Source organism: Bradyrhizobium sp. 2S1, assembly GCF_011516625.5.
Lineage (GTDB): Bacteria > Pseudomonadota > Alphaproteobacteria > Rhizobiales > Xanthobacteraceae > Bradyrhizobium > Bradyrhizobium septentrionale.
Genome location: NZ_CP147717.1, coordinates 3,531,176 through 3,555,519, shown reverse-complemented (window position 1 = coordinate 3,555,519; position 24,344 = coordinate 3,531,176). Strand labels below are relative to the sequence as shown.

Here is a 24,344-nt window from a genome sequence, read left to right as displayed (position 1 = left end):
CACCCATCACAGTCTTACTCCTGGATGTGGTGAGGATTGAATCACGGCCAGTCGCCGCTGAGAACTGATCGTGAATGTGACATTTTGACTCACGAACGGCGAGCGGCTATGTCGCCTGCCGGTCCTTCCTATTAATTGAGTAAACCAATCTCAGCCCCAAAGCCGCCGCGTCAAAGATCCCCATACGCGCGTTCTCGCTCATCCAAGGCTTCCGCGGCGGAACGTACCGCTCGAGCGCCGGGATGTGCTTTGCAATCACCTCAGCCAGAGCATGTTTATTGACGCAACCGAGGTAGTCGAAAGCCGCTCGAACCTGATCGCGAGAATATAGGTAGACCGGAATTCCACGGCTCTTCGCCAGCTCGGCAATCGCCGCATTGAAGTCGGCGATCCGCCGTGCGCGCTGTGCCCCCTCCGGCGAGGTGCCTTGAAGAACGACAACGTCTGGCAGGTAGCGATCGAACTTCTTGATGATACGCGTGACGCAACGCCCATGCTTTCGAGGACCGCGGATTTCGCGCATACCCCAATCAAACGGAGACATATGGCCTTCAAACAAAACGAACCCGCAGCCGCGCGTGTTCAAATAGATGGCAAGCACGAGCGCGTACCGACGAAGTTCAACAGTCGAATCGACGGGCTTTGTTTCCGATCCCTGACTCCGTTGTTCAAGAAAGTCCACCTTGACGATTGCTGTCATGGACGGATCGCCCTGAAGCTCTTCATAGAGTTCATTGGCACTCTGCGAGGGTGGTGCATATAGTGATACGGCCAGCCAGTAAGATGACAGGCACGCTCACTATAATCGCCTACGGTAACGATCCCTTTCGAGACGCGAAAAAGTACCCGCGTGGAACGAATGAGACGCAGAACACGCGGCGCGCCATTTCCTCTCGTGGCTGTAGGAATCATGCACAACGTCACATGAAGAGGAGGTGGACGTGGGGATATGGGGCGTGAAGGGCGCCGCCGCGCCTTGGAGCTGTAAGTACTCGTACTAGAACATTTCGTCGCCCTGTTTCGTTGTGGAAGGTGCGCTACAACGTCCCCGTAGTCCCCACGTCCCCCTTTGCCGCCGGGACGTCGGTGATGATATTCACACCGTATCGGCCGCACAGCAGCTCTACTTTCTGCCTCTCATTCATGGGAACTACATACACGCCGTGGCTCTTGTAGGTTTGCAGGTTGAGCTTCTTTCTCAAAATGCTGCCAATCCACCGATTCGTGATCGATCGCTCGTACTCGGCGCCGTACCGCTCAATGAGCCCCATGGTGACGTCGGCGACGGGAACGATCGGGCGGTCTGTCGTAATCATTAACTCCGCGAGAATTTCGAGCACCTGGGCTTCCATGAGGAGGCCACGTTCCGCAACGATCGAGGCCTGAGCCTTATGGGCCGCGTTCCGAAGTTCGGCACGCAGTCCTGGGTCCCCTATGACGCTGAGTAGGGGCAACATGATCTGGTTGAGGTGCATGTTTCGCGGGATCGTGAGCAGCTTTTCAGCGGCTCAGCCCGCTTCGGCCGACAACTCAACCGGCTTAGGAACTGCCTCGTCAGTGAACGAGGAAGGCCGATGCCCACCCAGAGATTGTCGATGCGCCGGATCAAAGAGGTTCTCCGCTTAAAACATGTTCAAGGCTTGCCGGAGCGAGCCATCGCGCGCACCCTGGGCATCAGCAACGGAGCCGTGCACAGCTATCTGCGCCGAGCCGGGGCTGCCGGACTGAACTGGCCGTTGCCGGTCGGAATGACCGACGAAGACCTGGAGCTGCTGCTTTTCCCTGCGCCGAGGCCTGCGTCACAGAGCCCACAGCGGCCCGTTCCCGACTGGGGCTATGTCGACAAGGAGCTGCGCCGGCGCAACGTGACCCGCCGGCTGCTGTGGGACGAGTATCGCGCCAGCCATCCCGATGGATTCGGCTACACATGGTTCTGCACGACCTACGAGGCCTGGAAGGGGCGAGCCCGGCCTTCGATGCGGCAGACCCATCTGGGCGGCGAGAAGGTTTTCGTGGATTTCGCCGGCGACACCATCGACGTCATCGCCCCCTCAAGTGGGGAAGTGCAGTCGATGAAGCTGTTCGTCGCAGCGATGGGCGCCTCCAACTATACCTACGCCGAGGCCTGCCCAAGCGAGGGGCTCGCCGACTGGATCCGGGTCCACATCAACCTTTTCGCCTTCCTCGGCGGCGCGCCGACATTCGTGGTCTGCGACAATCTCAAGGCCGCCGTCACCAATCCCGACCGCCACGATCCTGGCCTCAACCGAACCTATGCCGAGATGGCGAGCCATTACGGCACGGCCATTCTCGCAGCCCGGCCGCGGCGCCCAAAAGATAAGGCAAAGGTCGAAGTTGCGGTGCAAGTCGCCCAGAGATGGATTTTGGCGCGGCTGCGCAACCAACGCTTCTTTTCGTTGGCGGAGCTGAACGCAGCCATCAAAATACTCGTCGTCGAACTCAATGCCCGGCAGATGCGCGACTTTGGCGCCAGCCGCGCCGAACTGTTCTCCGAACTCGACAAGCCCAAGCTCACAAAGCTGCCGGATCAGGCTTACGCTTTCGCGCGCTGGAAGCGATGCCGGGTCGGCCCCGACTATCATATCGAGATCGATGGACACTGGTATTCCACGCCATATCGGCTCATCCGTGAGCTTGTCGATGCCCGCATCGACGACAGGACGGTCGAGATCTTCCACAACGGCCGCAGGATCGCCAGCCACGCCCGCGCGCCCAACCGGCGGGGCCACACCACCACCGCCGACCACATGCCCAGCGCCCATCGGCGCTACGGCCAATGGACGCCCGCCGGAGTGATCGCCGCCGGCGAGCGGATCGGTCCGTCGACCGCCGCCTTCTTCCAGGCCGTGATCGCGGCCCGGCCGCATCCCGAGCAAGGCTTTCGCACCTGCCTCGGCATTCTGTCGCTGGCCAAAAGCTACAGCGCCGAGCGCGTCGACGCGGCCTGCCGGCGCGGCATTCTGATCAAGGCGCGATCCGTCGCCTCGATCCGCTCCATCCTCCAGAACGGCCTGGATCGCACCTTTCTCGACGAGCCCTCCGAACCCCAACCCCTGCGCCACGGCAACATCCGCGGCCGGGATTATTTCCACTGAAGCCAAGGAGACCTGTATGCTCACCCATCCCACCCACGAACGCCTGATCGAGCTCGGCTTGAGCGGCATGGCCAAGGCCTTCGAGGAGCAGCGACGATCACCTGATCTCGAAGCCTTGCCGTTCGAAGATCGCATCGGCCTGCTGGTCGACCGGGAAGCCGCGGAACGCGACACCAGGCGGCTCACTACGCGCCTCAAGCTGGCCGCGCTCCGCCAGAATGCTTGCTTGGAGGACGTCGATTTGCGCACGCCGCGGGGTATCGACCGGGCCGTCTTCGCCAAGCTGGTCAGCGGCGACTGGATCGATCGCCACGAGAATTTGCTCATAACCGGAGCGACCGGATTGGGCAAAAGTTGGTTAGCCTGTGCCCTCGGCCACAAGGCCTGCCGCGACAATCGCTCGGTTCTCTATCATCGCGTCCCAAGATTGTTCGAAGCGTTGGCACTCGCGCGGGGGGATGGACGTTATGCCCGCTTGCTCAAAACCCTTGGCCGCGCCCAGCTTCTGATTTTGGACGATTGGGGATTGTCAGTGCTCACCGCTGCCGAACGGCGCGATCTACTGGAAGTCCTTGAGGACCGCCATGGCCGCGCCTCCACCATCGTAACCAGCCAACTCCCTGTGGACACATGGCACGAAGTTATCGGAGACCCAACCTACGCCGACGCTGTCCTCGATCGCCTCGTCCATAACGCTCACCGCCTCCAGCTTGCCGGCGAAAGCATGCGAAAACGCAACGCCAGAACCATCACCCTTGACGAGCAGCCAGAACGCTGACTCTATCACCGCCTCGGCCGGAGCGGGCTGCTCACGATCGTCTGAATTCGCCGCTCATGATCGCGCGAAATCGCTGCTCACCATCACTGAAATATGCAGTTGAGGCGTGGTTCGAGCTTTGGATCAGCCAAAGTCGGGTCGAGCTTGACATCATGCCTTCTATGAAAGCGATACAGTAGCAGCTTGTTGCGTAGCTCGCGCGCTTCTTCCTTGAACGTTTCCGGAAGGTTGATCGGAACATCATCCCGAAGCAGCCGTGCGCCCGTTTCCTCTGTGATAAACCGGCTCTCTAATCCTCGATCTTCATAAAGGCCGCGCGTGGCCACGATCTTGGGACCAAACACATGGAATGCCTGCGGGTTGAACTCCCGCTGTTGGTTCATCATGGTGCGCAGCACCGGCATGCCACGCACATTGCCATTGTTGAGAATTTTGACAATTTCTGATCGCTCGTCGCTAAAGCGAACATCGGCCTCATCGAAAATTAGCGTTCCGCGGAAAGCATCGAGCGTATGGAATATTGGCGAGACGGTCGAAGCGCCGCTCGCGAAGAACGGTTTGTAGCAAAGCGAACCAATAGTGAGGAGCATACGCGTCTTGCCCGTGCCGAAGTCGCCGCGAAGCCGCAGGTACGGCAGGTCATTGAATGCATCGTAGAGCCACGTCAGCAAGACGTAATAACAGGCGACCTTCTCGAAGGACGGACTGAGGTCCGCGTACCGATGTATGAACTCCGCGATTTCCGAAACAAGCTGTTGCTCACTGCCGTAGATGCGAGGCTCTGATGGCAGAAGCACAACCTCGTTCTTGATAAGATTGTTGTTCGGAGAGAATGGGACGAGCCGGTGCCGCTCCGACACGTCTACGTGGCTTTGCAGCGTCCAGCGTCCGGCATTGAACATGGCAAGAGACGTGTTCCGATTGTCCGGCCGGTATACGAGTTCAACAATCGTCCCGTCTTCGAGCACCTCTGAAACCGTGGGGATGATCTTCCTTTTCTGTTCGCCCTGCGCTGGTCCCGGCATAGAAGTGAGCGTACAGACCTGATGAGCAACTCAAAGACTGGGTTCTGTTCCTTCGGGGCACGAACGATGCTCTGTGGGTGGTACGGATCGAAGTATCCTCCCTTTCTGATCACGGCTCACGATATTTCGTTCATAGCGAGGAGCTGGAAGCGCGATGCAAAACTCAAAGGGAATGTGGCGCGTTTTCGGATGTCGAGTTGCGCTCACACCATGCCTATGGCTAGTTTTGAACTCGACATGATCTTTTACCGGAATATAGCCGTGGACCTGTAATTGCTGGGGTGTTCCCACGACTTGCTCTACCGTGCTCAGTAGTATCGCCCGTCTCGCTTGAAAACTCAAGTTGTGGAGCATTGTCTGAGCCGCATCAGAGAATTCTCTGATCTCGGAGGCACTCGGCATTTCGGTGACATCAATAGCGCTCGATTCTTGTTGCGCGCTCGCAATTTCGTTTTTTAACAACGCGAGTTTCTCCCGCAGCGGGATCGTGTACTCCCTCAACTGTTCGACCGTGAACAGGCCAGCGCCATACGCCTTGTTGTAGCGATGCTCCTGTGCCTTCAATGCAGTAACTTCCTTTTCCGCCGCGGCAACGTCGCCACCAGATGACTGCAATTTCGCCCGGCGCGTCCCCAACCAGCGACTGACCTGTTCAGAGAGCAGTTCTTCCGAGCCCATCAAATTGGCGATTTTCTCCCAAACAAGCCTGTCGGCGACGCGTGCATTTATTCCCCGTTCTTTGCACGTTGCGGACAGAGGAAAGCTGAGCACTCTATCGCTGCAACGATAATACAGGTGCTTGCCCTGCATCGGTCCTTCGCCGGTTCTAGTCCTCCCGCACACGCATCGAATCTTGCCAGCAAGGAGATATTCGTTCTTTTTGTTCCGTTGAGACAGCGCGAAGTTAGCGTCGAGTTGTGCGCGAGCGCGTTCGAAGAGCTCCTTATCTATGATCGCTGGTACCGGAATAATGAACCACTCGTCTCCTGGTCTCATTCGACAACTCGTCTTTTTTACTTTTCGATACGCGTCTTGCTTGATTGGATGCTGAGGCGCTACGGCGTATGATGCGCCCCAGTGGGCTTCGCCGATGTACCCCTTGTGCCTCAGCAATGTGCTGAGCGTACTCGTGTTCCATACCCCCCGCTTGCTTCTGCGGGGTTTTATGCCGAGTCCCTGCAGTCTGCGCACGACTTTCCGCAAGGTGCAGCCGTCGTCGGCGACCCAGCTGAAAATCAACTTCACAATCCGCGCTTCCTCTGGATTAACTTCGTAATATCCGTGCTTGCCGTCGAGCTTGGGAATATAGTTATAGCCATAGAGTGCCTCACTTACGAGGATGTGGCCCTCTTTTACTTTGCGAAGTTTACCGAGCCGAAAGCGTTCTGCGATTTTCGCCCGCTCATACTCCGCAAACAGACCTCGCACACCATGCAAAATTTTCTCTTCGCTATTCTTCGGGGCAGACACAGTAACAAATATGATCTCAATTTCGGCCTCGCGCAGCTCGTCCATCACCAGTTCTTGGTAAGAATATCGTCGAGCTAGCCGATCCGGGTCATAGACCAAAACGGCCTGCCATGTTTTTCCTCGCGCTTCCTGGCGCAGCTGATCCAGTGACGGTCTGGCAAGAATGTCTCCACTCCAACCGTCGTCAATATACTCTTTGACGATGCTATAACCGTGCTGATGAGCGAAATCGCGAAGCGCTATTAGTTGGGTCTCGACGGTTCCTTCCTCTTCCTGTCGAGCAGTCGAGACTCTCGCGTATATCGCAATCAGCTTTGCGTCCGCTAGCTCAGGACGAGTCATAGACTACAGTTTACTGCCGCCTCCGGAACGAGTCGAATCCGATGCGGGGCGTATCCGTCCGAGGGCGGCCGTCTTGCGAGTTTTTCCGATCTGTAGCTGACTGTCCTTATGGACGGACATAAGGACAGTGCGGTGCTGAGCCGCATGGATTTGGTGGAGACCGGTCGGCGGCGACGCTGGACGCGTGCGGAGAAGCTCAGAATCGTAGAGGAGAGCTTCTCGGGGCCACGACTGGTGTCGGCGACGGCTCGCCGGTATGGGATATCACGTCAGCTTCTGCTGAGCTGGCGCAAGGCTTGGACCTGTCATGATCCGGCCGAAGAGGATTCGATCGGCCCGACATTCGTCCCTGCGATAGTTGCGGCAAGTACGCCGCCAACGACGGAAGCTGTCGAGACAGGTCAGATCGAAATCGTGAGCCCTCAGGGGCTGCGCGTGGTCTTCGGCCCCGGTGCGGATATCGAGGCGGTCGTTCGAATTGCTCGGGGCCTGGCGCGCCGATGATCCCGATCCCGACGGGCGTGCGGGTGTGGCTGGCGACGGGCCATACCGACATGCGGTGCGGCTTTCCGAGCCTGGCTCTGCGCGTGCAGGAAGTGCTCAAGCGCGACGCCATGGGCGGCGGTCTTTTCTGCTTCCGGGGCAAACGCGGTGATCTATTGAAGGTCATTTGGCACGATGGCCAGGGCGCCTGCTTGTTCACCAAAAGACTCGAGAGAGGCAGGTTCATCTGGCCATCGGTTGCTGGTGAATCGGTAACGATCTCTCCGGCGCAGTTGAGCTATCTGTTGTCCGGGATCGATTGGCGCAACCCTCAAGAAACCCAGTGTCCGACGCGGGTCGGATAGTCGTTTTACGGTTTGAATCTGCTGCTCGATCTGATTCAATGGCTCCATGATATCGAAGCCGGATGATCTTCCATCGGACCTTGTCAGTGCCCTGGCGGCGCTGCAGGCCGAGCGTGAGGCGCGACAGAAAGCCGAGGCGAAGGCCGCCAACTGGCAGGCGCAAGCCGCGAATGCGCAGGCGAAACTGTCGGATACCGAGGCGCTGATCGCTCATCTCGAGTTGCGCATCGAGAAGCTGAAACGCGAACTGCACGGGCAGCGATCCGAGCGCTCGGCACGGCTGCTCGAGCAGTTGGAGTTGGAGCTCGAAGAACTCGTCACCACGGCGAGCGAGGATGAGCTTGCCGCACAGGCCGCAGCGGCGAAGACGCAGAACGTCCGCCCCTTCATGCGCAAGCGGCCGGTGCGCAAGCCATGGCCTGACGATATCGAACGCGAGCGCGTCGTCATTGAGACTCCAACGACCTGCGCCTGCTGCGGTGGATCGCGGCTGGCGAAGATCGGTGAGGATGTGACCAAGACGCTGGAGGAGATCCCGCGCCGCTTCAAGCTGATCGAGACGGTACGCGAGAAGTTCACCTGCCGCGATTGCGAGAAGATCAGCCAGCCGCCCGCGCCGTTCCATGCCACGCCGCGCGGCTTCATCGGCCCACAATTGCTGGCGACGATCCTGTTCGACAAGTTCGGCATGCATATCCCGCTCAACCGCCAGAGTGCGCGCTTTAAGGCCGAGGGGATCGACCTGCCGTTGTCGACGCTGGCCGACCAGGTCGGCCACGGGACCTTCGCCGTCATGCCGCTCTTCCACTTGATCGAACGCCACGTGCTCGCTGCCGAGCGCCTTCATGGCGACGACACCACCATCCGTATTCTGGCGAAGGGCAAGTGCACGACCGGGCGGATCTGGACTTATGTGCGGGATGACCGGCCGTTCGCCGGGCCTGCGCCGCCGGCAGCGGTCTATTACGCCTCGAGCGACCGACGAGGCGAGCATCCACAGAGACATCTGGCCGCCTTCGCCGGCATCTTGCAGGCGGATTGCTACAGCGGCTTCGAGCCGCTGTTCGACCCGCAGAAGAAGGCGCTGCCGATTACGCCGGCGTTTTGCGTGGCCCATGCGCGGCGGGGCTTCTTCGAGCTGGCTGATATCGAGAAAAATGCTCGGGAAGGCAAGAAAGGCAAACCGGTCTCCCCGATCGCGCTGGAGGCTGTCAGACGCCTCGATACGTTGTTCGAGATCGAGCGCGCCATCAACGGCCGCGGTGCCGGCGAGCGGCGTGCCGCTCGCCAGGAACAGAGTAAGTCACTTCTCGAGGACATGCATGCCTGGCTGCTCCGCGAGCGCGAAACCCTCTCGCGTTCCTCCGAGGTCCTGAAGCCGATTAACTACATGCTCAGGCGCTGGGACGGCTTCGCCCGCTTCCTCGACGACGGCAGGATCTGCTTGACCAACAATTGCGCTGAGCGCGCATTGAGAGGCATCGCCTTGGGAAGGCGCAACTGGACCTTCGCCGGCAGCCAGCGCGGCGCCGACCGTGCCGCCATCATGCTGACGATGATCACGACCTGTCGCCTCAACGACGTCGATCCCAAGGCCTGGCTCGCCGACGTCCTGGCCCGTATCGCCGATCATCCCGCATCGCGTCTGCACGAGCTCTTGCCCTGGGAATGGAAGCTCCTGCGCCAGGCCGACAAGCCAGCCAATCAGCAGGCCGCCTGACCTTCACCCTTCACCCAATGCCATCATAGACCTCGCCGTGCCCGCGCGCATGCGTCAATCAGGCGGCCTCCGTCGTATGCGTACTGCGGGGCGGCGAGCCGCTTTCAATACTTCGTCGAAGAGAATGTTAAAAGCGCTGTCGAGCCGACGTTGCCGCTCAACCGACTGTTCATCTGTTGATCGATAACAAACGTTAAGTGCCGTCGACTTCCGCATCCGGATATCATGCACTGTCAAGCAGATAGGATGCTAGGCGGTCGAAATTGCTAAAGACGCACAAACACCCTCCGCTGAGACCGACAGCACGCCAACTCGGCAACTCTGCCGGGAGTCGATGAGTACGTTAAAACTTTGCATGGGAAACGTGACGAGTGGGCACAAGGAGACTCGCGCGACCTACAATCCGAAGACGGTCAGCGCATCTTGCACAATATCAAGCCTCTTCGGGAGCGCTTTGAGCCGGAGGTTGTGGCGAAGGAGAAGGCTTTCTCGGCCTCGCCCAGCAAAGGGTACGAAAAGAGCTTATAGAGCGCTGGCAACCGATGCGTCATGGCAGACGCCTCTGCAATAGTGATCTCTTCTCCGTACGCTTCTTTGGCTATGCAACGAAACTCTTCGAACCGCTCGTCTGATACCCGATCGCGAGCGGGCATGCCGGAATCATATGGTCTCGCCTTTCGATTGTCAGGGTGTTTTTTTCAATCATCTGCAATACGCAATTTGGACCGCCTGTTGTCCAGTACACAAAGAAGAACCTTCGTGTACACTGACGCCAGTCCGTTACATCATTTTCAGTAGGTGGCTGATAATCTATTTTAGTATTGAGCGGTAGTTGTCGTCCACCTCCTGAAAATGATGGAGGTAAGAATGTCGTTCTTTTCATGCTTCGCAATATATCTCGGCATCGGCGTGTTAATGTTGACGATCTATCTTGCCGGCAAATCTTCTGGTCGTAGCCTTCGCGACAATTTGTTGTACCCAGGGGACCAACTCAAGAAACACACGTCGGAACCAATCCAATCGGACAGGAAGTGAATCATCCCGAGCACCGCAGACAGCGGTGCCCGGGTTTTCTTTTTTACTGAGAGCTACCTGCTTTGTTCACGCAAGCAGCAAGAGCCATACTCCGAGCAATAGTCGAAACGCCGCCGCGAGGAGCAGGAATAGAGTAACCACCATCAATCTAGCCCGTCTTATTCGTCAGAGTGCGCCTGAGAGGCTGGCGAGCGTGGTGTAAAGCGCTGATGCGGCGTAGGATTCGGTTGCAAAGCCAACCCCATCACCTCAACCGCGAACGCCAGGCCCGCCATGACCGATGATACGATTCTGCCCTTCTCGTTTCCAGCCGTTCACGCCAAGAAAGTCACAGCTGCCTTCGATGGCGGTCGGCTGACCTCGAACGGGGGCGTGATGCTTCTGGCGATGGCCGAGCGGCGTCTCGGCTTGGCCGACAATTTGGCCCGGGTGTTCCCGGATCGGCGCGATCCGACGCGGGTCGTGCACAGCCTTGTCGATATGTTCCGCGCGCGCATGTTCGCGATCTGCTGCGGCTACGAGGACGCCGACGACCTCGATCATCTGCGGTCCGATCCCGCATTCAAGCTGGCCTGCGGACGGCTGCCGGACACGGGTCGCGATCTGTGTTCCCAACCGACGCTGTCGCGGCTGGAGAATGCTCCGCGCCTGCGCGACGTGATCCGACTGACCTACACTTTGGTCGACGCATGGATGGATAGCTACCCGCGCGAGCCGGCATCCGTCACGCTCGACATCGATGATACCTGCGATGTCGTCCACGGCCATCAGCAGCTCTCGCTGTTCAACGCTCATTATGACGAACGCTGCTTCCTGCCGATCCACGTCTACGACACGGAGAAGAGCCGGCCCGTGGCGGTCGTGTTGCGGCCCGGCAAGACGCCGGGCGGCGTCGAGGTGCGTGCCCATCTGCGCCGCCTGGTACGGCATATCCGGACGCGGTGGCACAACACGCGAATTACGTTCCGTGGCGACGGGCACTATGCCCGGCCGGAGGCAATGGCGTGGTGCGAGACCAACGGCATCGACTACATCTTCGGTCTGTCCGGCACCAAGCCGCTCGCCAGAAAAGTCGACGAGGCCGCCGACGACATCCGCACGCGACGCGCCATCGAGAACCTGCCGGTTCTGCGTGGCTGCGGATTCCGATGATCTCGCCCGGGTGTACCGATTTGATCTCGCCCAGGATTCCGAGATGATCTCGCCCACCATTCCGATTTGATGTCGCCCGGGGCGCGAGGCGTTCTGGCTGTCTGGTTTCTGGCATCGGCGAAGCCGCGTGGTCAATCTTGAATCGCGGTTCGACGGGTTGGTTTTTTCTGTTGCTCCTCCTGTGGGCATGTGGGCAACGCTCTTGCGTTGTCCAAGCGTAGCGGCATGTCCACAGCGCCACAGGCTCAGGCCTTTCGGTCGGGTTTGCGGGTTCGCCGCATGCTTTCGCCGTTCAGATCGATCCGGTGGGCGTTATGGACCAGGCGGTCGAGGACGGCGTCGGCGTAGGTGGGATCACCGAACACGTCGAAGTACCCCTATTCTCGAGCGGGTCGTGTCTCACGTTACGATCACTGACCCGCATCATTTTCTTTTTGGGCACCGGGTTGAGGTGCTGAAGGAGCGGTCGGGGCGCGGTCCCGCCTATGTCGTTGTCGCGCTGCCGGACGGCCGGCCGCGGGCGGTTCGCATCGCGTCGACCGATCTTGCCGAGACAATAACTTCTGGTCCGAACGCCGCCGATCTGCCGCGCATCAGCGCACGTACGCTGATCCCATTGATGCAACATTTGAGCGCGAGTCTGAGCCTTCTTGACGAGAAGGTGATTCGCGATGACCCACCGACCGCTTCCAGGTCGCGTTGCGTATCGACCCATGCCGACGTTGGCAAATCCACCCGGCCGTCCGACGGACGACATTCCGCGCCTGTGGCCGAATCTGTCGACCGCGACGCAAACCCAGATCGCTCAAATCCTCGCCACGCTGCTCCGGCGGATGCAAGCGGTTCCCGGCACGCCCGGAAGGGGACTGGGTCGTGCTGATCAGCTTGAACGTCGCTGACGAGCGGCTCACGACTGCGCACCGAGCCAAGTTGGCCTATGTCTACGTACGGCAGTCATCCGTGAACCAGGTGCGCCAGCATCAGGAGAGCACGGAGCTGCAGTACCGCCTCGTCGATCGCGCCATCGGTCTGGGCTGGCCGCCGGAGCGCGTCCAGGTCATTGACGAGGATCTGGGCAAATCCGGTGCTGGCGGTGTGGATCGTCATGGCTTCCAGAAGCTCATTGCCGAGATCGGCCTTGGCAACGCCGGTCTTGTGGTGAGCCTCGACGCTTCGCGCTTGGCCCGCAACAACCGGGACTGGCATCAGTTGCTCGAACTGTGCTCGGTGTTCGGTGTGCTCATTGCGGATGGCGAGCGGCTTTACGATCCGCGCGCCTACCACGACCGCCTGCTGTTGGGCTTGTCCGGCATCATGAGCGAGGCGGAGTTGCATCAGCTTCGGATGCGCCTTCACCAAGGGGAACGCCAGAAGGCGGCGCGGGGCGAACTGCGGCTGCCCCTGCCAGCCGGGCTCGCCTATGATCGCGCCGGCACAATTATTCTCAATCCTGATGAGGAGGTGCAGGCCCGTCTTCATCTCGTTTTTGCCAAATTCCAGGAATTGCAAAGCGCCCGCCGTGTGATGCGTTACTTGGACAGGAACGGACTGTCCTTGCCGGTTCGACCGCTGCTTGGACCATCTCCACATGAGATCGTCTGGCGGGCGCCAGATAGTGCACGCGTCCTTAGCGTCCTTCAAAATCCGGCCTATGCTGGGGCGTACGTTTATGGCCGACGGCAAAAGGATCCGAGCCGATGCCGGCCGGGATCGCTGACGGGAACGGTCAAGGTGGCGATCGCCGACTGGGCGGTTTGCCTCCGCTCTGCTCACCCGGGTTATATCAGCTGGGAGGAGTTCATGGCCAACCAGCGGCGACTGGCAGATAACGTCGCCCACTTTGAGGCAGGACACGCTGGCGTGCCACGCAAGGGGGCAGCCCTGTTACAAGGAATTGCGGTCTGCGGTCGTTGTGGACGGCGCATGAGCATGCGCTACACGGGCCCGAATGCCGACTATCCGGTCTATTGCTGCCGGTCGGATCGGGATCAGGAAGGCAGTGCACTGTGCCAGGAAGTCCGGGCCTTAGCGGTTGATGCCTTGGTCCAACGGGTAGTCCTCGACGCCCTGGTGCCGGATCAGATTGAGATCGCACTCGCAGCCGCGGGCCAACTGGAGCAGGAGAGCCGTCAGCTCGAGCGCCAGTGGGCGCTTCGCGTGGAGCGCGCCCGCTACGAGGCCGAGCGCGCTCGGCGCCAGTATGACGCCGTAGAGCCCGAGAACCGTCTTGTGGCGCGCTCACTTGAGCGGGCTTGGGAAGAGAGGCTGCGTGTCGCAGAGGCGGTCGAGCAGGAGCATGCGCGTTGGCGCGGGCAAGAGCCGCTTCTGATTGGCCCGGCGGAATGCGCAGGGCTACAAGCGCTCGGCGAGAACCTGCCGCGGATTTGGAACGCGGCCACCACGTCGGCAGCCGATCGCAAGCGCATTCTGCGATTTGTGATCCGCGAAGTCGTTCTTGATCAGAAGCGGACCCGAGGTCAGGTGTGGCTCAAGATCGTCTGGCAGACCGGTGCAACCAGCGAGCATCACGTGCAACGGCGCGTTCACACCTACCGCAATTACATCGACATTGATCGGTTGCGGCAACGGATCGTCGAGCTGAATGCTGAACAAAAAATGGATGCCGAGATCGCGGCAATACTCAATCAAGAAGGCTTCGTCGCGGCCCGAGGCTGCGCCTTCAAAGGCGAGAATGTCTGGCTGTTGCGCACCCGCTGGGGCATTCCCACCGTCAAGATCAACGGCGTGGACAAGAATCCCAGGCGCTGGCCCGACGGCAGCTTCTCGATTCAGGGGGCAGCGGCTGAGCTTGGATTAACCCCGCAAACAGTTTTCGATTATCTTGCGCGCGGATTGCTGGCAGGTCGTCAGTTAGCCAAAGGTCAGCCATGGCAGATCGAGCTCTCAGACGAACAAATCAGTCAGCTGCGCAATCGGGTACGACGCACCAAGCATTCGAAGAAGGAGGCATCATGAAGTCATCGGCTCGCCGATCAGCGCGTGCCATTGATCGACCGGGAGCTGGCTGGTGACGATGGTGGAGCGGCGGCCGTAGCGGTCCTCGAGGATCTCCAGGAGGTCGTGGCGGGCCGCGGCGTCAAGCGGCTCGAGGCCCCAGTCGTCGAAGATGAGGAGATCGACGCGGCCAAGCGCGCGCAGCAGGCGGGAGTGGCGGCCGTCGCCGCGCGCCAAAGCGAGATCGGTGAACAGCCGCGGGACGCGCTGGTAGAGCACGGAGCGATTGTCGCGGCAGGCCTTGTTGCCGAGCGCTGAGGCGAGCCAGCTTTTGCCGACGCCGGAGGGCCCGCAGATCAGCAGGTTGGCGTGGTCATCGATCCAGCGGCCTTCGACCAGCATCGTCAGCAGGCTGCGGTCGAGGCCGCGTGGGGTGCGGTAGTCGATGTCTTCGACGCAGGCCTCCTGGCGCAGCTTGGCGTATTGCAGCCGCTTCGACAGCCGCTTGTCGCGTCGCAATGACGCTTCGCGTTCGAGCCGCAGCGCAAGCCATTCGGCGTGGCCGAGGCTTGCGGCCTCGCCGCCGGCTTCGATGTCGGCGAAGGCCTTGGCCATGCCGTGAAGGCCGAGCGCGTAGAGTTGATCGAGGGTCGGATGCGTGAGCAAGACGTGATCTCCTAATTGTAGTAGCGCGGCCCGCGGATGTTGGGATGAAGGATCGGCGCGTCGTCCGCGGAGCGCTTGGGTGAAGGACGCCGATCGAGATTGTTGGCGAGAATCGACTTGACCGAGCCGTAGGTGCGCGCGCCGATATCGATCGCCCGCATGGCGGCGGCATCGAGCCGCTCGTGCCCGTAGGATCGGGCGAGCCGGATGATGCCGAGACAGGCGCGGAAGCCCTGTTCTGGATGCGCGCGCTCGTCGAGGATCAGGTCACACAGCGCCGCGGTGGCCGGCCCGATCGAGGCTGCGTCCTTACGGATGCGCTCGATGGTCCAGCCAGCGTAGCGCCGATGACTGGACGCCATGTGCTCCGGCACGGTCGTGTGCTTGTGGTTGCCGCTCATGCGCTGATGCGCGGCGATCCGCTCACCCTTGTGGAAGATCTCGACGGTGCGAGCCGTGAAGCGCACCTCCACCTCGGCGCGGACGAAGCGATGCGGAACGCTGTAATAATGCGCCTCGACCTCGACGTGATAATCGATGCTGACCCGGCAGATCCGCCACTCGGCGAACACGTAAGGGTTCTCCGGCAAGGCCTTGAGCGCCGGCCGGTCGATCTCCTCCAATAGCTTGCGGCGGGTGACGCCGAGCCGCCGGATCGGCCGCTCCTCGTTGAGCCGGGTGAGCAACTCGGCGATCGCCGCATTGACCTCGGCGAGGCTGTGGAAGGTGCGGTGGCGCAGCCGCCCGAGCAGCCAGCGCTCGACCATGAGGACCGCCTGCTCGACCTTTGCCTTGTCTCGTGGTCGTCGCGGCCTGGCCGGCAGAATGGCCGAGCCGTAATGCGCCGCCATGTCGGCGTAGCTGCGGTTGATCTGTGGATCGTAGAGGCAGGCCTTGATCACCGCGACTTTGGTGTTGTCCGGCACCAGCAGCGCCGGCACGCCGTTGATCGCCTCGAAGGCGCCGACGTGGCCGTTGATCCAATCGGCGACCCCCTGCGTCCAGGTCGCCTGCGCGTAGGTGAAGCTGGAAGCGCCGAGCACCGCGACGAAGATCTGCGCGGCGCGCCGCTCGCCGCTGAGCCGGTCGATCACGACCGGCACGCCGTCACCGGCATAATCGACGAACAGCTTGTCGCCGGCCGCATGCGACTGGCGCATCGTCACCGACAGCCGGCCTTCCCAGGCGCGGTAGAGCTCGCAGAAACGCGAATAGCGATACCCGCCGGGCTCGCTTGCGATGTACTCCTCCCACAGGATCGACAGCGTCACATGCTTGCGCCGGAGTTCGCGGTGCACCGCCGCCCAGTCCGGCTCCGCCTGCCGGCGATGGCCCCGCCGCGTGCCGGAACCCGCACCGGCGCTGGCGAACAGCCGGGCCTCCAGATCAGTGTCGGTGATGTCGTCAGACAACGGCCAGCTCAGCCCCGCCGCCTCAAAACGGCGGATCGTCAACCGCACCGTCGAAGGCGCCGTCCCCAACCGCCGCGCAATCTCGCGGGTCGGCATCCCAGCCGACTTCAATCTGATCACTTCGCGCACATGGCGCATCGCAAGCCTCTCCGTCGGCATCCAGGTCCCCCTTCGCAAAGCCGAAAGGCGGGACCGTATCGGAGCCAGAAGAGGCCTCGTCACCCCGGGCGACATCATCCGAGATCATCTCGGAATGGGTGGGCGACATCAAATCGGAACGGTGGGCGAGATCATTCCGGAACGGTGGGCGACATCGAGCGGAATCAGCATGCGTGGCTATACCGAGACGCGCCACAAGGCCAAGTCCTGGGATCGCGAACGGCGTACCGTCGCCCGTATTGAGGCGACGATGCTCGGCCTCGACATCCGTTTCGTCGTCACCAGCCTCGATGTCGGCTCGGCCGAGTGGATCTACGACAGCCTGTATTGCGCACGCGGCCAAGCCGAGAATCTGATCAAGCTGCATAAGACACAGCTCGCCTCCGATCGCACCAGCTGCCGTTCGGCGCTCGCCAATCAAGTCCGCCTCGTTCTCCACACCGCCGCTTATTGGCTGATGCTGACCGTGCGCGACGCGATTCCCAAAGCCCGGGAATTGGCCACAGCCGAGTTCGCGACGCTGCGTCTTCGTCTCTTGAAACTCGCTGCCCGTGTGGTCGAGACCACGAGCCGCATTCGCCTTGCGTTTGCCGCGGCCTGTCCCGAAGCCGACCTGATCCGCGGCTTGCCAGGCGCGCTGCTGCCGCTCGGTCCTTGAGCGGCGGGGCGTCCGCCCCCCGTTCGCCCAACCCATCCCTCAAGCGCGTTGCAAAGTACCGGTCGGTCAGGCGGTGAAAAGCCGAAGGCAATCCCGCGCGCCTCGTCAGAGCAGATGTGCGGCCACATCAATCGGACTAAAAAAAAACGCACTCTCACGAATAGGACGGGCTAGTTCATGAAATCGAAACGCTGAACTGGCGCGCTACCTACGATTTTCTTTGCCGACTTTATGAGGCTCATAACAATCGCTTTAAATTTAACTTCGTACTAGCCCCGCTTGGTAGCAAAATGCAGACAATAGGAGCATGGCTATTTGCAAAAGAACGCCCAGAAGTGAAGGTAGTGAGCTCAACGCCCAAAACACTTTTTCATGAAAAGTATTCTGCAGGACACGGCGACACATTTGTCTTCGACGATTTACCCTTGCCGCGCTAGCAGTCGAGTCAACAGCATCTACAGCTTTTGCACAGTCCTCAGAACTACGTCGATTTGAATACTCAGCCGGATGTATCTCCGCTGGGACGGAGCGCGCTCAAGCCGCTAAGCTCTTGCCTGTCAAAGCACTGTGAGCGAGCAAGCTGCTGTCGACTCTGACTACGATGAAGCTACCGTATGAAAATGATCATCACGATGATCTAGGGGGACCACGCCCGAGAACCTGCGTGTTATGTCGGACGAGCCGTACTTCGACCCGGGTTAGATGAGCGTCCAGGGCTACAATCTCGATCGTGCATTCCGCAGACACCAAGAAACTGAGCAGTAGTATGGACTCCCTTCCATCCCCATGGACAAGCGCTAGTGCATTTGCGCAACGATCTTGAGCCAAGAAATGACAACGTCGATCGCCTTGTGGATTTGATCGTTATAGGTCGCGGCAACCACGGCGCCGACAGCCGGAATGCCGGCCTTGATGGAGGTATCAATCGCGAGATCGATCTTCTTGCCGCCCCACTTAATGGAAGCAAGAGCGGCTTTGCCGAGCGCTGCGCCGGCCTCCTTGATAAATGGAACGGATGGAGTTTGCTTGCTGAACTCGGCATGCAATGCAGCCACTGGCTCACGCAAACCTTCGATGATCTCTGTCTCGTCGATCGCTTCCGGCGGATTATTGTGGCCCATGCCGATAGGTTTCGGCAGGTCCAGCATGTCGAGTAGTTCTTTGAGGACGTTGCGTGCTCGCTCACGGGCTTCAAGATCTTGCTGCGAACCGTACCGCTCGTTGTGGTCGTCACTGAAGTCCTCGAACGACGGGCGCAGGTCTTCCTGCGGCTCGTCGTCATCCTGATAGTCGTCGTGAACCGGCGCCCAATCCGTGATGCCATCTGCCTCCACCTCTTCGGCGACTTCCTCGATCAACTTTTCCGACACCATCGTGCCGAACATATCGAAGAGCTGTTCTCTGGCATCGTATGGCCCTCCGTGGTTCCAGAGATAGCCGCCTTCGGCGCTAACGTACGAGGTCCGCTCGGCCGGGTCCTCGAAGTTTTGGCGAAACCACTGCGCCATCAAATCGCGCTTCTCAGCTTTCTTCGCGCGTCGGAAAGCCGTGCGCGAGATGCCAAACTGCGAGCCATCTTCAATGAATGGGCGCTTTTCGACCATTGAACCAAAACGAATATGAACGGTGCCCTAAAGTAAGATGAGCCAAACAAAAGCACAACGCGATTAGCGGTCCCCCCCCCCCCCAAGATCAGTGCAAGATAGGTAGAATGAGCGGTGAACCTCCTCCGAATTGATGGACACCTGTAGTAGGCTCGAAGAGCCAGGAGAGGTGTTGGATGGAAGGACGTCAGCGTAGGTCGTTTACGGACGACTATAAGCGGCAAGCGGTCGATCTGGTCGCTTCGAGTGGCCGCTCGATCGGATCGGTGGCCAAGGAACTTGGCCTGCGCGATTCAGTTTTGCGGCGCTGGGTGGAACTACGTGGAACTGGGCGAGAGCCGACGGCTGCGGCGCGGCGCCCCACAACGCAAGCGACGCTGCCGTCGGCGGACCACGCGGCGGAGATCGCTCGTCTGCAGCGAGAGAACGAGCGGCTGCGCATGGAGCGCGACATTTTAAAAAAGTCGATCGCGATCTTTGCTGGGGGGCCGAAATGAGATTCCGCTTCATCGAAGATCGCCGCGCCGACTATCCTGTGACGATCCTGTGCGACGTGCTCGGTGTCTCGCCGGCCGGCTATTATGCTTGGCGCTCCCGGCCGGAGAGCCAGCGATCGGTCGCCAACCGTGAGCTTGTCGACGACATCAAGCGCGTCCATCGCGAGACAAACGGACGCTACGGCAGCCCGCGTATCCATGTCGAATTGAAGGCCCAGGGCCGCGGGGCGAGCCGTGGCCGCATCGAGCGGCTGATGCGCCATCACGGTATCAGGGCCATCATGGCACGGCCTCGCCGGGTGCGGACGACCGATAGCCGTCACGACCTCCCGATCGCGGCGAACCTGCTCGAGCGCAACTTCACCGCCACTGCGCCGAACCGGATCTGGCTCGCCGATATCACCTACATCGAGACCGATCAGGGTTGGCTCTATCTGGCCACCGTCATGGATTTGTACAGCCGCAGGATCGTCGGCTGGGCGATGGCGGATCATTTGCGTGCCGAGCTGCCGCTGGCAGCCTTGCGGATGGCCGTCTCAGCGCAGCGGCCTGGCGCCGGTCTGATCCATCATTCCGATCGCGGCGTCCAATACGCATCGGCGGAATACCGCAAGGTCGTGCAATCTGCCGGCTTGAGGGCATCGATGAGCCGCAAGGCCGACTGCTATGACAATGCTCCAATGGAGAGCTTCTTTCACACGCTCAAAATCGAGCTCGTCTACCACACTCACTATGCAACACGCGCAGAGGCCACACGTGATATCTTTGCTTACATTGAAGGCTTCTACAATCGAACTCGTCGTCACTCCGCCATCGGCTATGTCAGTCCGATCGAGATGGAGCTAAAAGCAGCTTAACCTTGTCCATTTTTTCGGGGGAAGATCACGGTCAGTTCGTTTTCTCGAAAGGAGGGCAGCGAGCACCCCCGTAGCAAGCGGCACGGACGCTCTACTTGCGGATTTACCAAGAAGATCGAACCGGCGAAGTCGGGTCTTTTCATAACTCGCCCGAAATCCCCCTGGCCAAGGTATGCGATCCCGCGAAGCACTCCTTTAATCCACTCCGCGGGCTGAATCATAAGCGGTCGCGCCGCAAGGTGAGAACACATTGACGGTTCGCAATGGTAAGCGGGCGCTGCTGAAAACCAACGATTCGATCAGATCAAAGGCGACCATGAGATGAGCGAGATGGTGAATGACTTGCTTGCTTCGCCAGGTCTCCTTCACATGTATAGGTAGTCTTGGCCGAGGTTGCCGTGTTCCTCGATCATCCAAGCCGACTCGCAGCCGAGCAGATACGGGAAGTCATCAAGCCTGACCCAGAGCAGGAGCTCTTACGGCAAGTTGAGCGGGCGCATTGTTGAAGCCCCACGGCGCACCTAAAAAGCCACAAACGAAAAGCCGGGCGCACTGCCCGGCCTCTTTCATTCCAGCGGCGGCCCAATCGTTATTCCTCGTCCTCCTGATTGCGGTCAACGAAGGCGATCCCGAGGTTGACATTATTGCCGAAGCTGAGATTCACGCCCTTCTTCATCAAGGCGCTGCGCACCGCCTTGCGGGTCGTCGCCGCTGAGTTCCGACCATTCTCAATGTTCGAGATTGTCGAGCCCGACACCCCCGCAGCGGGCGCATTACTACGCCCTGTGGGGGCGGCGCGATCGATGACCGCATCGCAAACCCTGCCGTGCGTCTATCAACAAGAGCACCCTTGTGCGTTACCCCAGACGTTACCCCGAGAACCTACCAAAGGCACGTAGTTAGCACAAAGCCTGCCTAAGCCATTGTATTCGTTGGCGATCCCGGCATGACTCGAACATGCGACCTACGGTTTAGGAAACCGTCGCTCTATCCGGCTGAGCTACGGGACCGCGAACCCGCGGCGAAGCACGCGGGCGTGGCCATCCCATAGCAGAGGCGGAGGCGCATCGGAAGCCTCCGAAGCAAGCGTCTGATGCAGTCTTCGATCAAAAGAACTGATTTCGCTCATGTGACAGCCGATCCGGCGGGCTTTGCTCGAGGAACTGGTCGACCGCGCCAAACACCTGCCAGCGATTGCTTTCCAGGAACAGGGAATGGGTGGCCTCGCCGATCTCGACCCAGCGCCGGTAGGGCGCGGCGGTCAATTGGCCGAACACGGCGCGCGACATCTCGAGCGGACAGTCGCGATCCCATTCGCCATGGACGATCAGGACCGGCACGGTGAGCCGCGCAGGATCGTAGAGCGGCTTGCCCGCGGCCCAAAACTCCCGGCTGTCGATCACCGTGCCGTTCGGCGCCATCAATTGCGACGGGCCCGGTCCGGCCTGGCCGCAGGCAAACGTCGCATCGGCCCAGGCGTCGAACCAGTGATCCGGCAGCAGCGCCTGCCTCTTGTCCGCAGGCACGCCGTTCAGCCAACGGTCCTTTGCGGCGGACCGATCGACGATGCGGAAGGCCCCGAGCGGGCCGCCGGCGTCGGCGAGACTCGGCGTGTCACGCAGCCATTGGGGCGCGATCAGGACCAGCCTGGCGACCGCATCGGGGTTCTCATTGGTGTAGCGCGACATCAATGTCGTGCCCCATGACCAGCCGATCAGATTGATCTTCGCCAGATTCCGCCGTGCGCGGATGAAGGCGACCACGCTGCCGATGTCGCGAACGGCCACCGGCGTCCGTACAATCGGCGCATTGACGCTCGCAGGCAGCGCCATCTCCGGCGGACGCGTCGAACTGCCGTAGCCCCTGACGTCGACGAGGTAGACGTCGTGCCCCCGCGCGGCGAGGTGATCCATCCAGGACACACCATCGAGCCTCAGGTCGAACGAGGTCGAGGCCGGATAGGTCGAGCCCGCCACGAACAGGATGGTGTTGCCGGGCGTGAACCGGGCCAGGTCGGCGCGGCGCTTGTTGCGCACAAACAGGCTGATGCCGTCGGTATCGCTCGGCACCATCATCTCTTCGGTCGCGATGTCAGGCAAACTCATGTCGCGGACGTCCTTCTTCTGGTCTCGCCGGCGTCACGCGAAGCGCCAGTCGAACCGGTCGCCGCGGCGCGTGACGCGGCCGGCCGACGAGGCGGCAAAATGCGCGGTGAACACCGTGGCGCCGCTCTCCGCCGCCTGCTCCAGCAGCCAGCGGCGGGATTGGCGCGCACGCGCCGGATCCTCGCAGAAGGCGCTGTTCCAGTCGGGCCGAAACACCTGCAGCGGCTGATGCATGATATCGCCACGAAACAATCCGGACTGGCCGGCATTGGCAAGCCTGATCGCCACATGACCGACGCTGTGGCCCGGCGTCGGGTGAAAGGTGAGGCCATCGCCGACCTCGCTTTCGCCATCGACGATCTCGGCCTGCCCGCTCGCGACCACCGGCAGCACGCTATCCTCATAGACACCGGCATTGAACCCCTCACGTCCGGCCGGACCGCGCCAATGATCGTATTCGGCCTTCGAGAACAAATATCGCGCATTGGGAAAGGTCGGCACCCACCGGCCATCCACCAGCCGGGTATTCCAGCCGCAATGATCGACATGAAGATGCGTGCACATGACGTAATCGACGGCGTCAGGCGAGACGCCGGCTTCGACCAGCCGCTGCAGGAACGGCAAGTCCAGTTGGTGGAAACGCGGCAGGCCGGGCCGGTTCTTGTGATTGCCGGCGCAGCAATCGATCAGGATGGTGTGATGCCGGGTTTGCAGCACCCAGCTGTGCACGCTGGCAATGAAGCGCCCTTCCGTCACGTCGAAGCAGTCGGGAATCATCAGCGCTTTGTGCTCGTCGAGCACGCGCGGGTCCCAGTCCGGAAACAGGAAACCCGGTGCAAATCCGGCGCCGCATTGTTCGGTCACCCGCCGGACCGTCACGTCGCCGATCGAATGGCAGCTCATGGCCTGCATCCCTTCCTGCATCGCAGTTCGCTGCCTGAGATCGCCGGGCGCCGAACCTTATTGCCTCAATGCCTCGCAGCATGGGATAATTGAAATTGATAGATCGGATAACAGGCATAATCGCCATGGATATGAACGCCCACACGCTGCCATTGCTGGTTTCGCTCAGCGTGATGCTCGACGAGCGCAACGTGACCCGCGCCGCGGCGCGGCTTGGCCTCAGCCAGCCCGCGCTCTCCGCGCAACTGGCGCGGCTCCGCGACGTGTTTGGCGATCAGCTGCTGACACCGGCGGCATCGGGCAAGGGCATGGTGCTGACGCCCTGCGCCATCAAGCTGCGGGAGCCGCTGCGCGACGCGCTGCGGCGGCTCGACGACGTGGTGCGCACCCCGCCGGTGTTCGAGCCGAAGAGTTCGCAGCGGACCTTTGCGATCGGCGCCAACGACAATGCCAGCGCCATGCTGGGCGGACGGCTGGTGCAGCGGATGCGCCGCAGCGGCGCCGCGACAACCCGACTGGCATTCCGCGCCGTCGACCCGGCACGGCTTGCGGGCCAGCTCGAAGCAGGCGAGATCGACATCGCGCTGGTCTCGAAGAACGCGCTGCCAAACGGGATGCCGCACAAGCCGCTGCTGGAAGAGCGCTTCATGATGGCGCAGCGCAAGGCGCATCCGCGGGGCTCACGTCGACCGTCGCTGAAGGAATATGCATCGCTCGAACACGTCATCGTCTCCGGAGACGGAGGCGGCTTTCGCGGCTTCGTCGACGATATCCTCGCGGCACGAGGCCTGACCCGGCGCGTCGGGGTCTCCGTGCAGTACTACAGCGTCGTGCCCGTCATCCTGCAGTCGACCGATTTCGTCTGCACGTTGCCGGCGCGGTTCCTCGCGCGCTATTCCAATGTGCTCACCGCCACCGCGCTGCCATTCGACGCCGGACATTTCTCGCTTTACGCAACCTGGCACGCACGCTTCGACAACGATCCCGGCCATGTCTGGCTGCGGAATCTGCTTACAGACTGTGCGGAGGATTAGCGCGCGAC

At 60.9% G+C, this 24,344-nt stretch carries 16 protein-coding genes, 1 tRNA gene and 4 pseudogenes; 10 read left to right on the top strand and 11 right to left on the bottom strand.

All coding sequences use genetic code 11. The features are described 5' to 3' along the window. Positions 1-106 precede the first annotated feature (106 nt). Positions 107-700 (bottom strand): hypothetical protein, encoded by a 594-nt coding sequence (locus tag HAP54_RS16730; RefSeq protein ID WP_166301800.1) that lies wholly within the window; start codon positions 698-700, stop codon positions 107-109. Positions 701-1,037: 337 nt separating this feature from the next. Then, on the bottom strand, positions 1,038-1,475 hold the full coding sequence (locus tag HAP54_RS16725; RefSeq protein ID WP_166301797.1) for a hypothetical protein: 438 nt from the start codon (positions 1,473-1,475) through the stop codon (positions 1,038-1,040). Between the two features lie 99 nt (positions 1,476-1,574). Here HAP54_RS16725 and istA (HAP54_RS16720) point away from each other — a divergent pair, with 99 nt between their 5' ends. Both istA (HAP54_RS16720) and istB (HAP54_RS16715) read left to right on the top strand, forming a co-directional pair. Further along, positions 1,575-3,116, top strand: coding sequence for an IS21 family transposase (istA, locus tag HAP54_RS16720; protein WP_166217180.1), 1,542 nt, complete (start codon positions 1,575-1,577; stop codon positions 3,114-3,116). 16 nt (positions 3,117-3,132) lie between these two features. Continuing rightward, positions 3,133-3,894 (top strand): IS21-like element helper ATPase IstB, encoded by a 762-nt coding sequence (gene istB, locus HAP54_RS16715; protein ID WP_029085260.1) that lies wholly within the window; start codon positions 3,133-3,135, stop codon positions 3,892-3,894. Between the two features lie 83 nt (positions 3,895-3,977). On the opposite strand, the gene HAP54_RS16710 is transcribed toward istB (HAP54_RS16715), so the two are convergent. Further along, positions 3,978-4,919, bottom strand: coding sequence for a hypothetical protein (locus HAP54_RS16710; RefSeq protein ID WP_166301794.1), 942 nt, complete (start codon positions 4,917-4,919; stop codon positions 3,978-3,980). A gap of 30 nt (positions 4,920-4,949) precedes the next feature. Continuing rightward, positions 4,950-6,731, bottom strand: a complete 1,782-nt coding sequence (locus HAP54_RS16705; protein ID WP_166301791.1) for a recombinase family protein — start codon at positions 6,729-6,731, stop codon at positions 4,950-4,952. Positions 6,732-6,839: 108 nt separating this feature from the next. Between HAP54_RS16705 and tnpA the strand changes: the two genes are divergently transcribed. The 4 genes and pseudogenes from tnpA to HAP54_RS16685 form a co-directional block, all read left to right on the top strand. After that, positions 6,840-7,235: an IS66-like element accessory protein TnpA gene (gene tnpA / locus HAP54_RS16700; RefSeq protein ID WP_166202956.1), complete on the top strand. Its 396-nt coding sequence runs from the start codon at positions 6,840-6,842 to the stop codon at positions 7,233-7,235. Further along, on the top strand, positions 7,232-7,579 hold the full coding sequence (gene tnpB / locus HAP54_RS16695) for an IS66 family insertion sequence element accessory protein TnpB (protein WP_166301788.1): 348 nt from the start codon (positions 7,232-7,234) through the stop codon (positions 7,577-7,579). Before tnpA ends, tnpB begins: the two co-directional genes overlap by 4 nt. Before the next feature lie 46 nt (positions 7,580-7,625). Next, complete coding sequence (gene tnpC / locus HAP54_RS16690) at positions 7,626-9,299, top strand: IS66 family transposase (RefSeq protein WP_166205228.1); 1,674 nt, start codon at positions 7,626-7,628, stop codon at positions 9,297-9,299. Between the two features lie 1,308 nt (positions 9,300-10,607). Next, positions 10,608-11,471 (top strand): annotated as a pseudogene (locus tag HAP54_RS16685) (IS1380-like element ISBdi2 family transposase); the annotation flags it as partial. A gap of 260 nt (positions 11,472-11,731) precedes the next feature. On the opposite strand, the pseudogene HAP54_RS16680 reads toward HAP54_RS16685, so the two are convergent. After that, positions 11,732-11,848: pseudogene (locus HAP54_RS16680) on the bottom strand (ATP-binding protein); the annotation flags it as partial. A 511-nt stretch (positions 11,849-12,359) separates the two neighbouring features. Between HAP54_RS16680 and HAP54_RS16675 the strand changes: the two are divergent. Then, the gene (locus HAP54_RS16675) at positions 12,360-14,462 is read left to right on the top strand and encodes a recombinase family protein (RefSeq protein ID WP_166298292.1); all 2,103 of its coding nucleotides are present in this window, start codon (positions 12,360-12,362) and stop codon (positions 14,460-14,462) included. A 6-nt stretch (positions 14,463-14,468) separates the two neighbouring features. On the opposite strand, the pseudogene istB (HAP54_RS16670) reads toward HAP54_RS16675, so the two are convergent. Further along, positions 14,469-15,107, bottom strand: a pseudogene (gene istB, locus HAP54_RS16670) (IS21-like element helper ATPase IstB); the annotation flags it as partial. Between the two features lie 11 nt (positions 15,108-15,118). Then, positions 15,119-16,657 carry an IS21 family transposase gene (istA, locus tag HAP54_RS16665; protein ID WP_166307914.1) on the bottom strand — a complete coding sequence of 513 codons (1,539 nt, stop codon included), beginning with the start codon at positions 16,655-16,657 and terminating at the stop codon, positions 15,119-15,121. Positions 16,658-16,847: 190 nt separating this feature from the next. Here istA (HAP54_RS16665) and HAP54_RS16660 point away from each other — a divergent pair. Then, positions 16,848-17,336: pseudogene (locus HAP54_RS16660) on the top strand (transposase); the annotation flags it as partial. A 797-nt stretch (positions 17,337-18,133) separates the two neighbouring features. On the opposite strand, the gene HAP54_RS16655 reads toward HAP54_RS16660, so the two are convergent. Further along, entirely contained in the window at positions 18,134-18,940 is an 807-nt protein-coding gene (locus HAP54_RS16655; protein ID WP_166301785.1) for a hypothetical protein, read from the bottom strand. 176 nt (positions 18,941-19,116) lie between these two features. On the opposite strand from HAP54_RS16655, the gene HAP54_RS16650 reads away from it, so the two are divergent. Further along, a protein-coding gene (locus HAP54_RS16650; RefSeq protein WP_414645828.1) for an IS3 family transposase occupies positions 19,117-20,294 on the top strand; the annotation gives its coding sequence in 2 pieces (ribosomal slippage) (positions 19,117-19,408 and positions 19,408-20,294; 1,179 coding nt in all). 933 nt (positions 20,295-21,227) lie between these two features. Here the strand turns inward: HAP54_RS16650 and HAP54_RS16645 are convergent. The 3 genes from HAP54_RS16645 to HAP54_RS16635 all read right to left on the bottom strand — a co-directional run bounded on the left by HAP54_RS16645 (position 21,228) and on the right by HAP54_RS16635 (position 23,302). Further along, positions 21,228-21,304: transfer RNA gene (locus HAP54_RS16645), tRNA-Arg, on the bottom strand. A gap of 96 nt (positions 21,305-21,400) precedes the next feature. Further along, positions 21,401-22,399 (bottom strand): alpha/beta hydrolase, encoded by a 999-nt coding sequence (locus HAP54_RS16640; RefSeq protein WP_166301782.1) that lies wholly within the window; start codon positions 22,397-22,399, stop codon positions 21,401-21,403. A gap of 33 nt (positions 22,400-22,432) precedes the next feature. Continuing rightward, complete coding sequence (locus tag HAP54_RS16635; protein WP_166301779.1) at positions 22,433-23,302, bottom strand: MBL fold metallo-hydrolase; 870 nt, start codon at positions 23,300-23,302, stop codon at positions 22,433-22,435. Positions 23,303-23,427: 125 nt separating this feature from the next. Between HAP54_RS16635 and HAP54_RS16630 the strand changes: the two genes are divergently transcribed. Continuing rightward, positions 23,428-24,336, top strand: coding sequence for a LysR family transcriptional regulator (locus HAP54_RS16630; protein WP_166301776.1), 909 nt, complete (start codon positions 23,428-23,430; stop codon positions 24,334-24,336). Positions 24,337-24,344: the final 8 nt, after the last annotated feature.

Bases quoted from the DNA above. Each gene is read 5' to 3' on its own strand.
- HAP54_RS16730 (WP_166301800.1), bottom strand. From the start codon at position 700: ATGACAGCAATCGTCAAGGTGGACTTTCTTGAACAACGGAGTCAGGGA.
- HAP54_RS16725 (WP_166301797.1), bottom strand. From the start codon at position 1,475: ATGCACCTCAACCAGATCATGTTGCCCCTACTCAGCGTCATAGGGGAC.
- istA (WP_166217180.1), top strand. From the start codon at position 1,575: ATGCCCACCCAGAGATTGTCGATGCGCCGGATCAAAGAGGTTCTCCGC.
- istB (WP_029085260.1), top strand. From the start codon at position 3,133: ATGCTCACCCATCCCACCCACGAACGCCTGATCGAGCTCGGCTTGAGC.
- HAP54_RS16710 (WP_166301794.1), bottom strand. From the start codon at position 4,919: ATGCCGGGACCAGCGCAGGGCGAACAGAAAAGGAAGATCATCCCCACG.
- HAP54_RS16705 (WP_166301791.1), bottom strand. From the start codon at position 6,731: ATGACTCGTCCTGAGCTAGCGGACGCAAAGCTGATTGCGATATACGCG.
- tnpA (WP_166202956.1), top strand. From the start codon at position 6,840: ATGGACGGACATAAGGACAGTGCGGTGCTGAGCCGCATGGATTTGGTG.
- tnpB (WP_166301788.1), top strand. From the start codon at position 7,232: ATGATCCCGATCCCGACGGGCGTGCGGGTGTGGCTGGCGACGGGCCAT.
- tnpC (WP_166205228.1), top strand. From the start codon at position 7,626: ATGATATCGAAGCCGGATGATCTTCCATCGGACCTTGTCAGTGCCCTG.
- istA (WP_166307914.1), bottom strand. From the start codon at position 16,657: ATGCGCCATGTGCGCGAAGTGATCAGATTGAAGTCGGCTGGGATGCCG.
- HAP54_RS16655 (WP_166301785.1), bottom strand. From the start codon at position 18,940: ATGGTCGAAAAGCGCCCATTCATTGAAGATGGCTCGCAGTTTGGCATC.
- HAP54_RS16640 (WP_166301782.1), bottom strand. From the start codon at position 22,399: ATGAGTTTGCCTGACATCGCGACCGAAGAGATGATGGTGCCGAGCGAT.
- HAP54_RS16635 (WP_166301779.1), bottom strand. From the start codon at position 23,302: ATGAGCTGCCATTCGATCGGCGACGTGACGGTCCGGCGGGTGACCGAA.
- HAP54_RS16630 (WP_166301776.1), top strand. From the start codon at position 23,428: ATGGATATGAACGCCCACACGCTGCCATTGCTGGTTTCGCTCAGCGTG.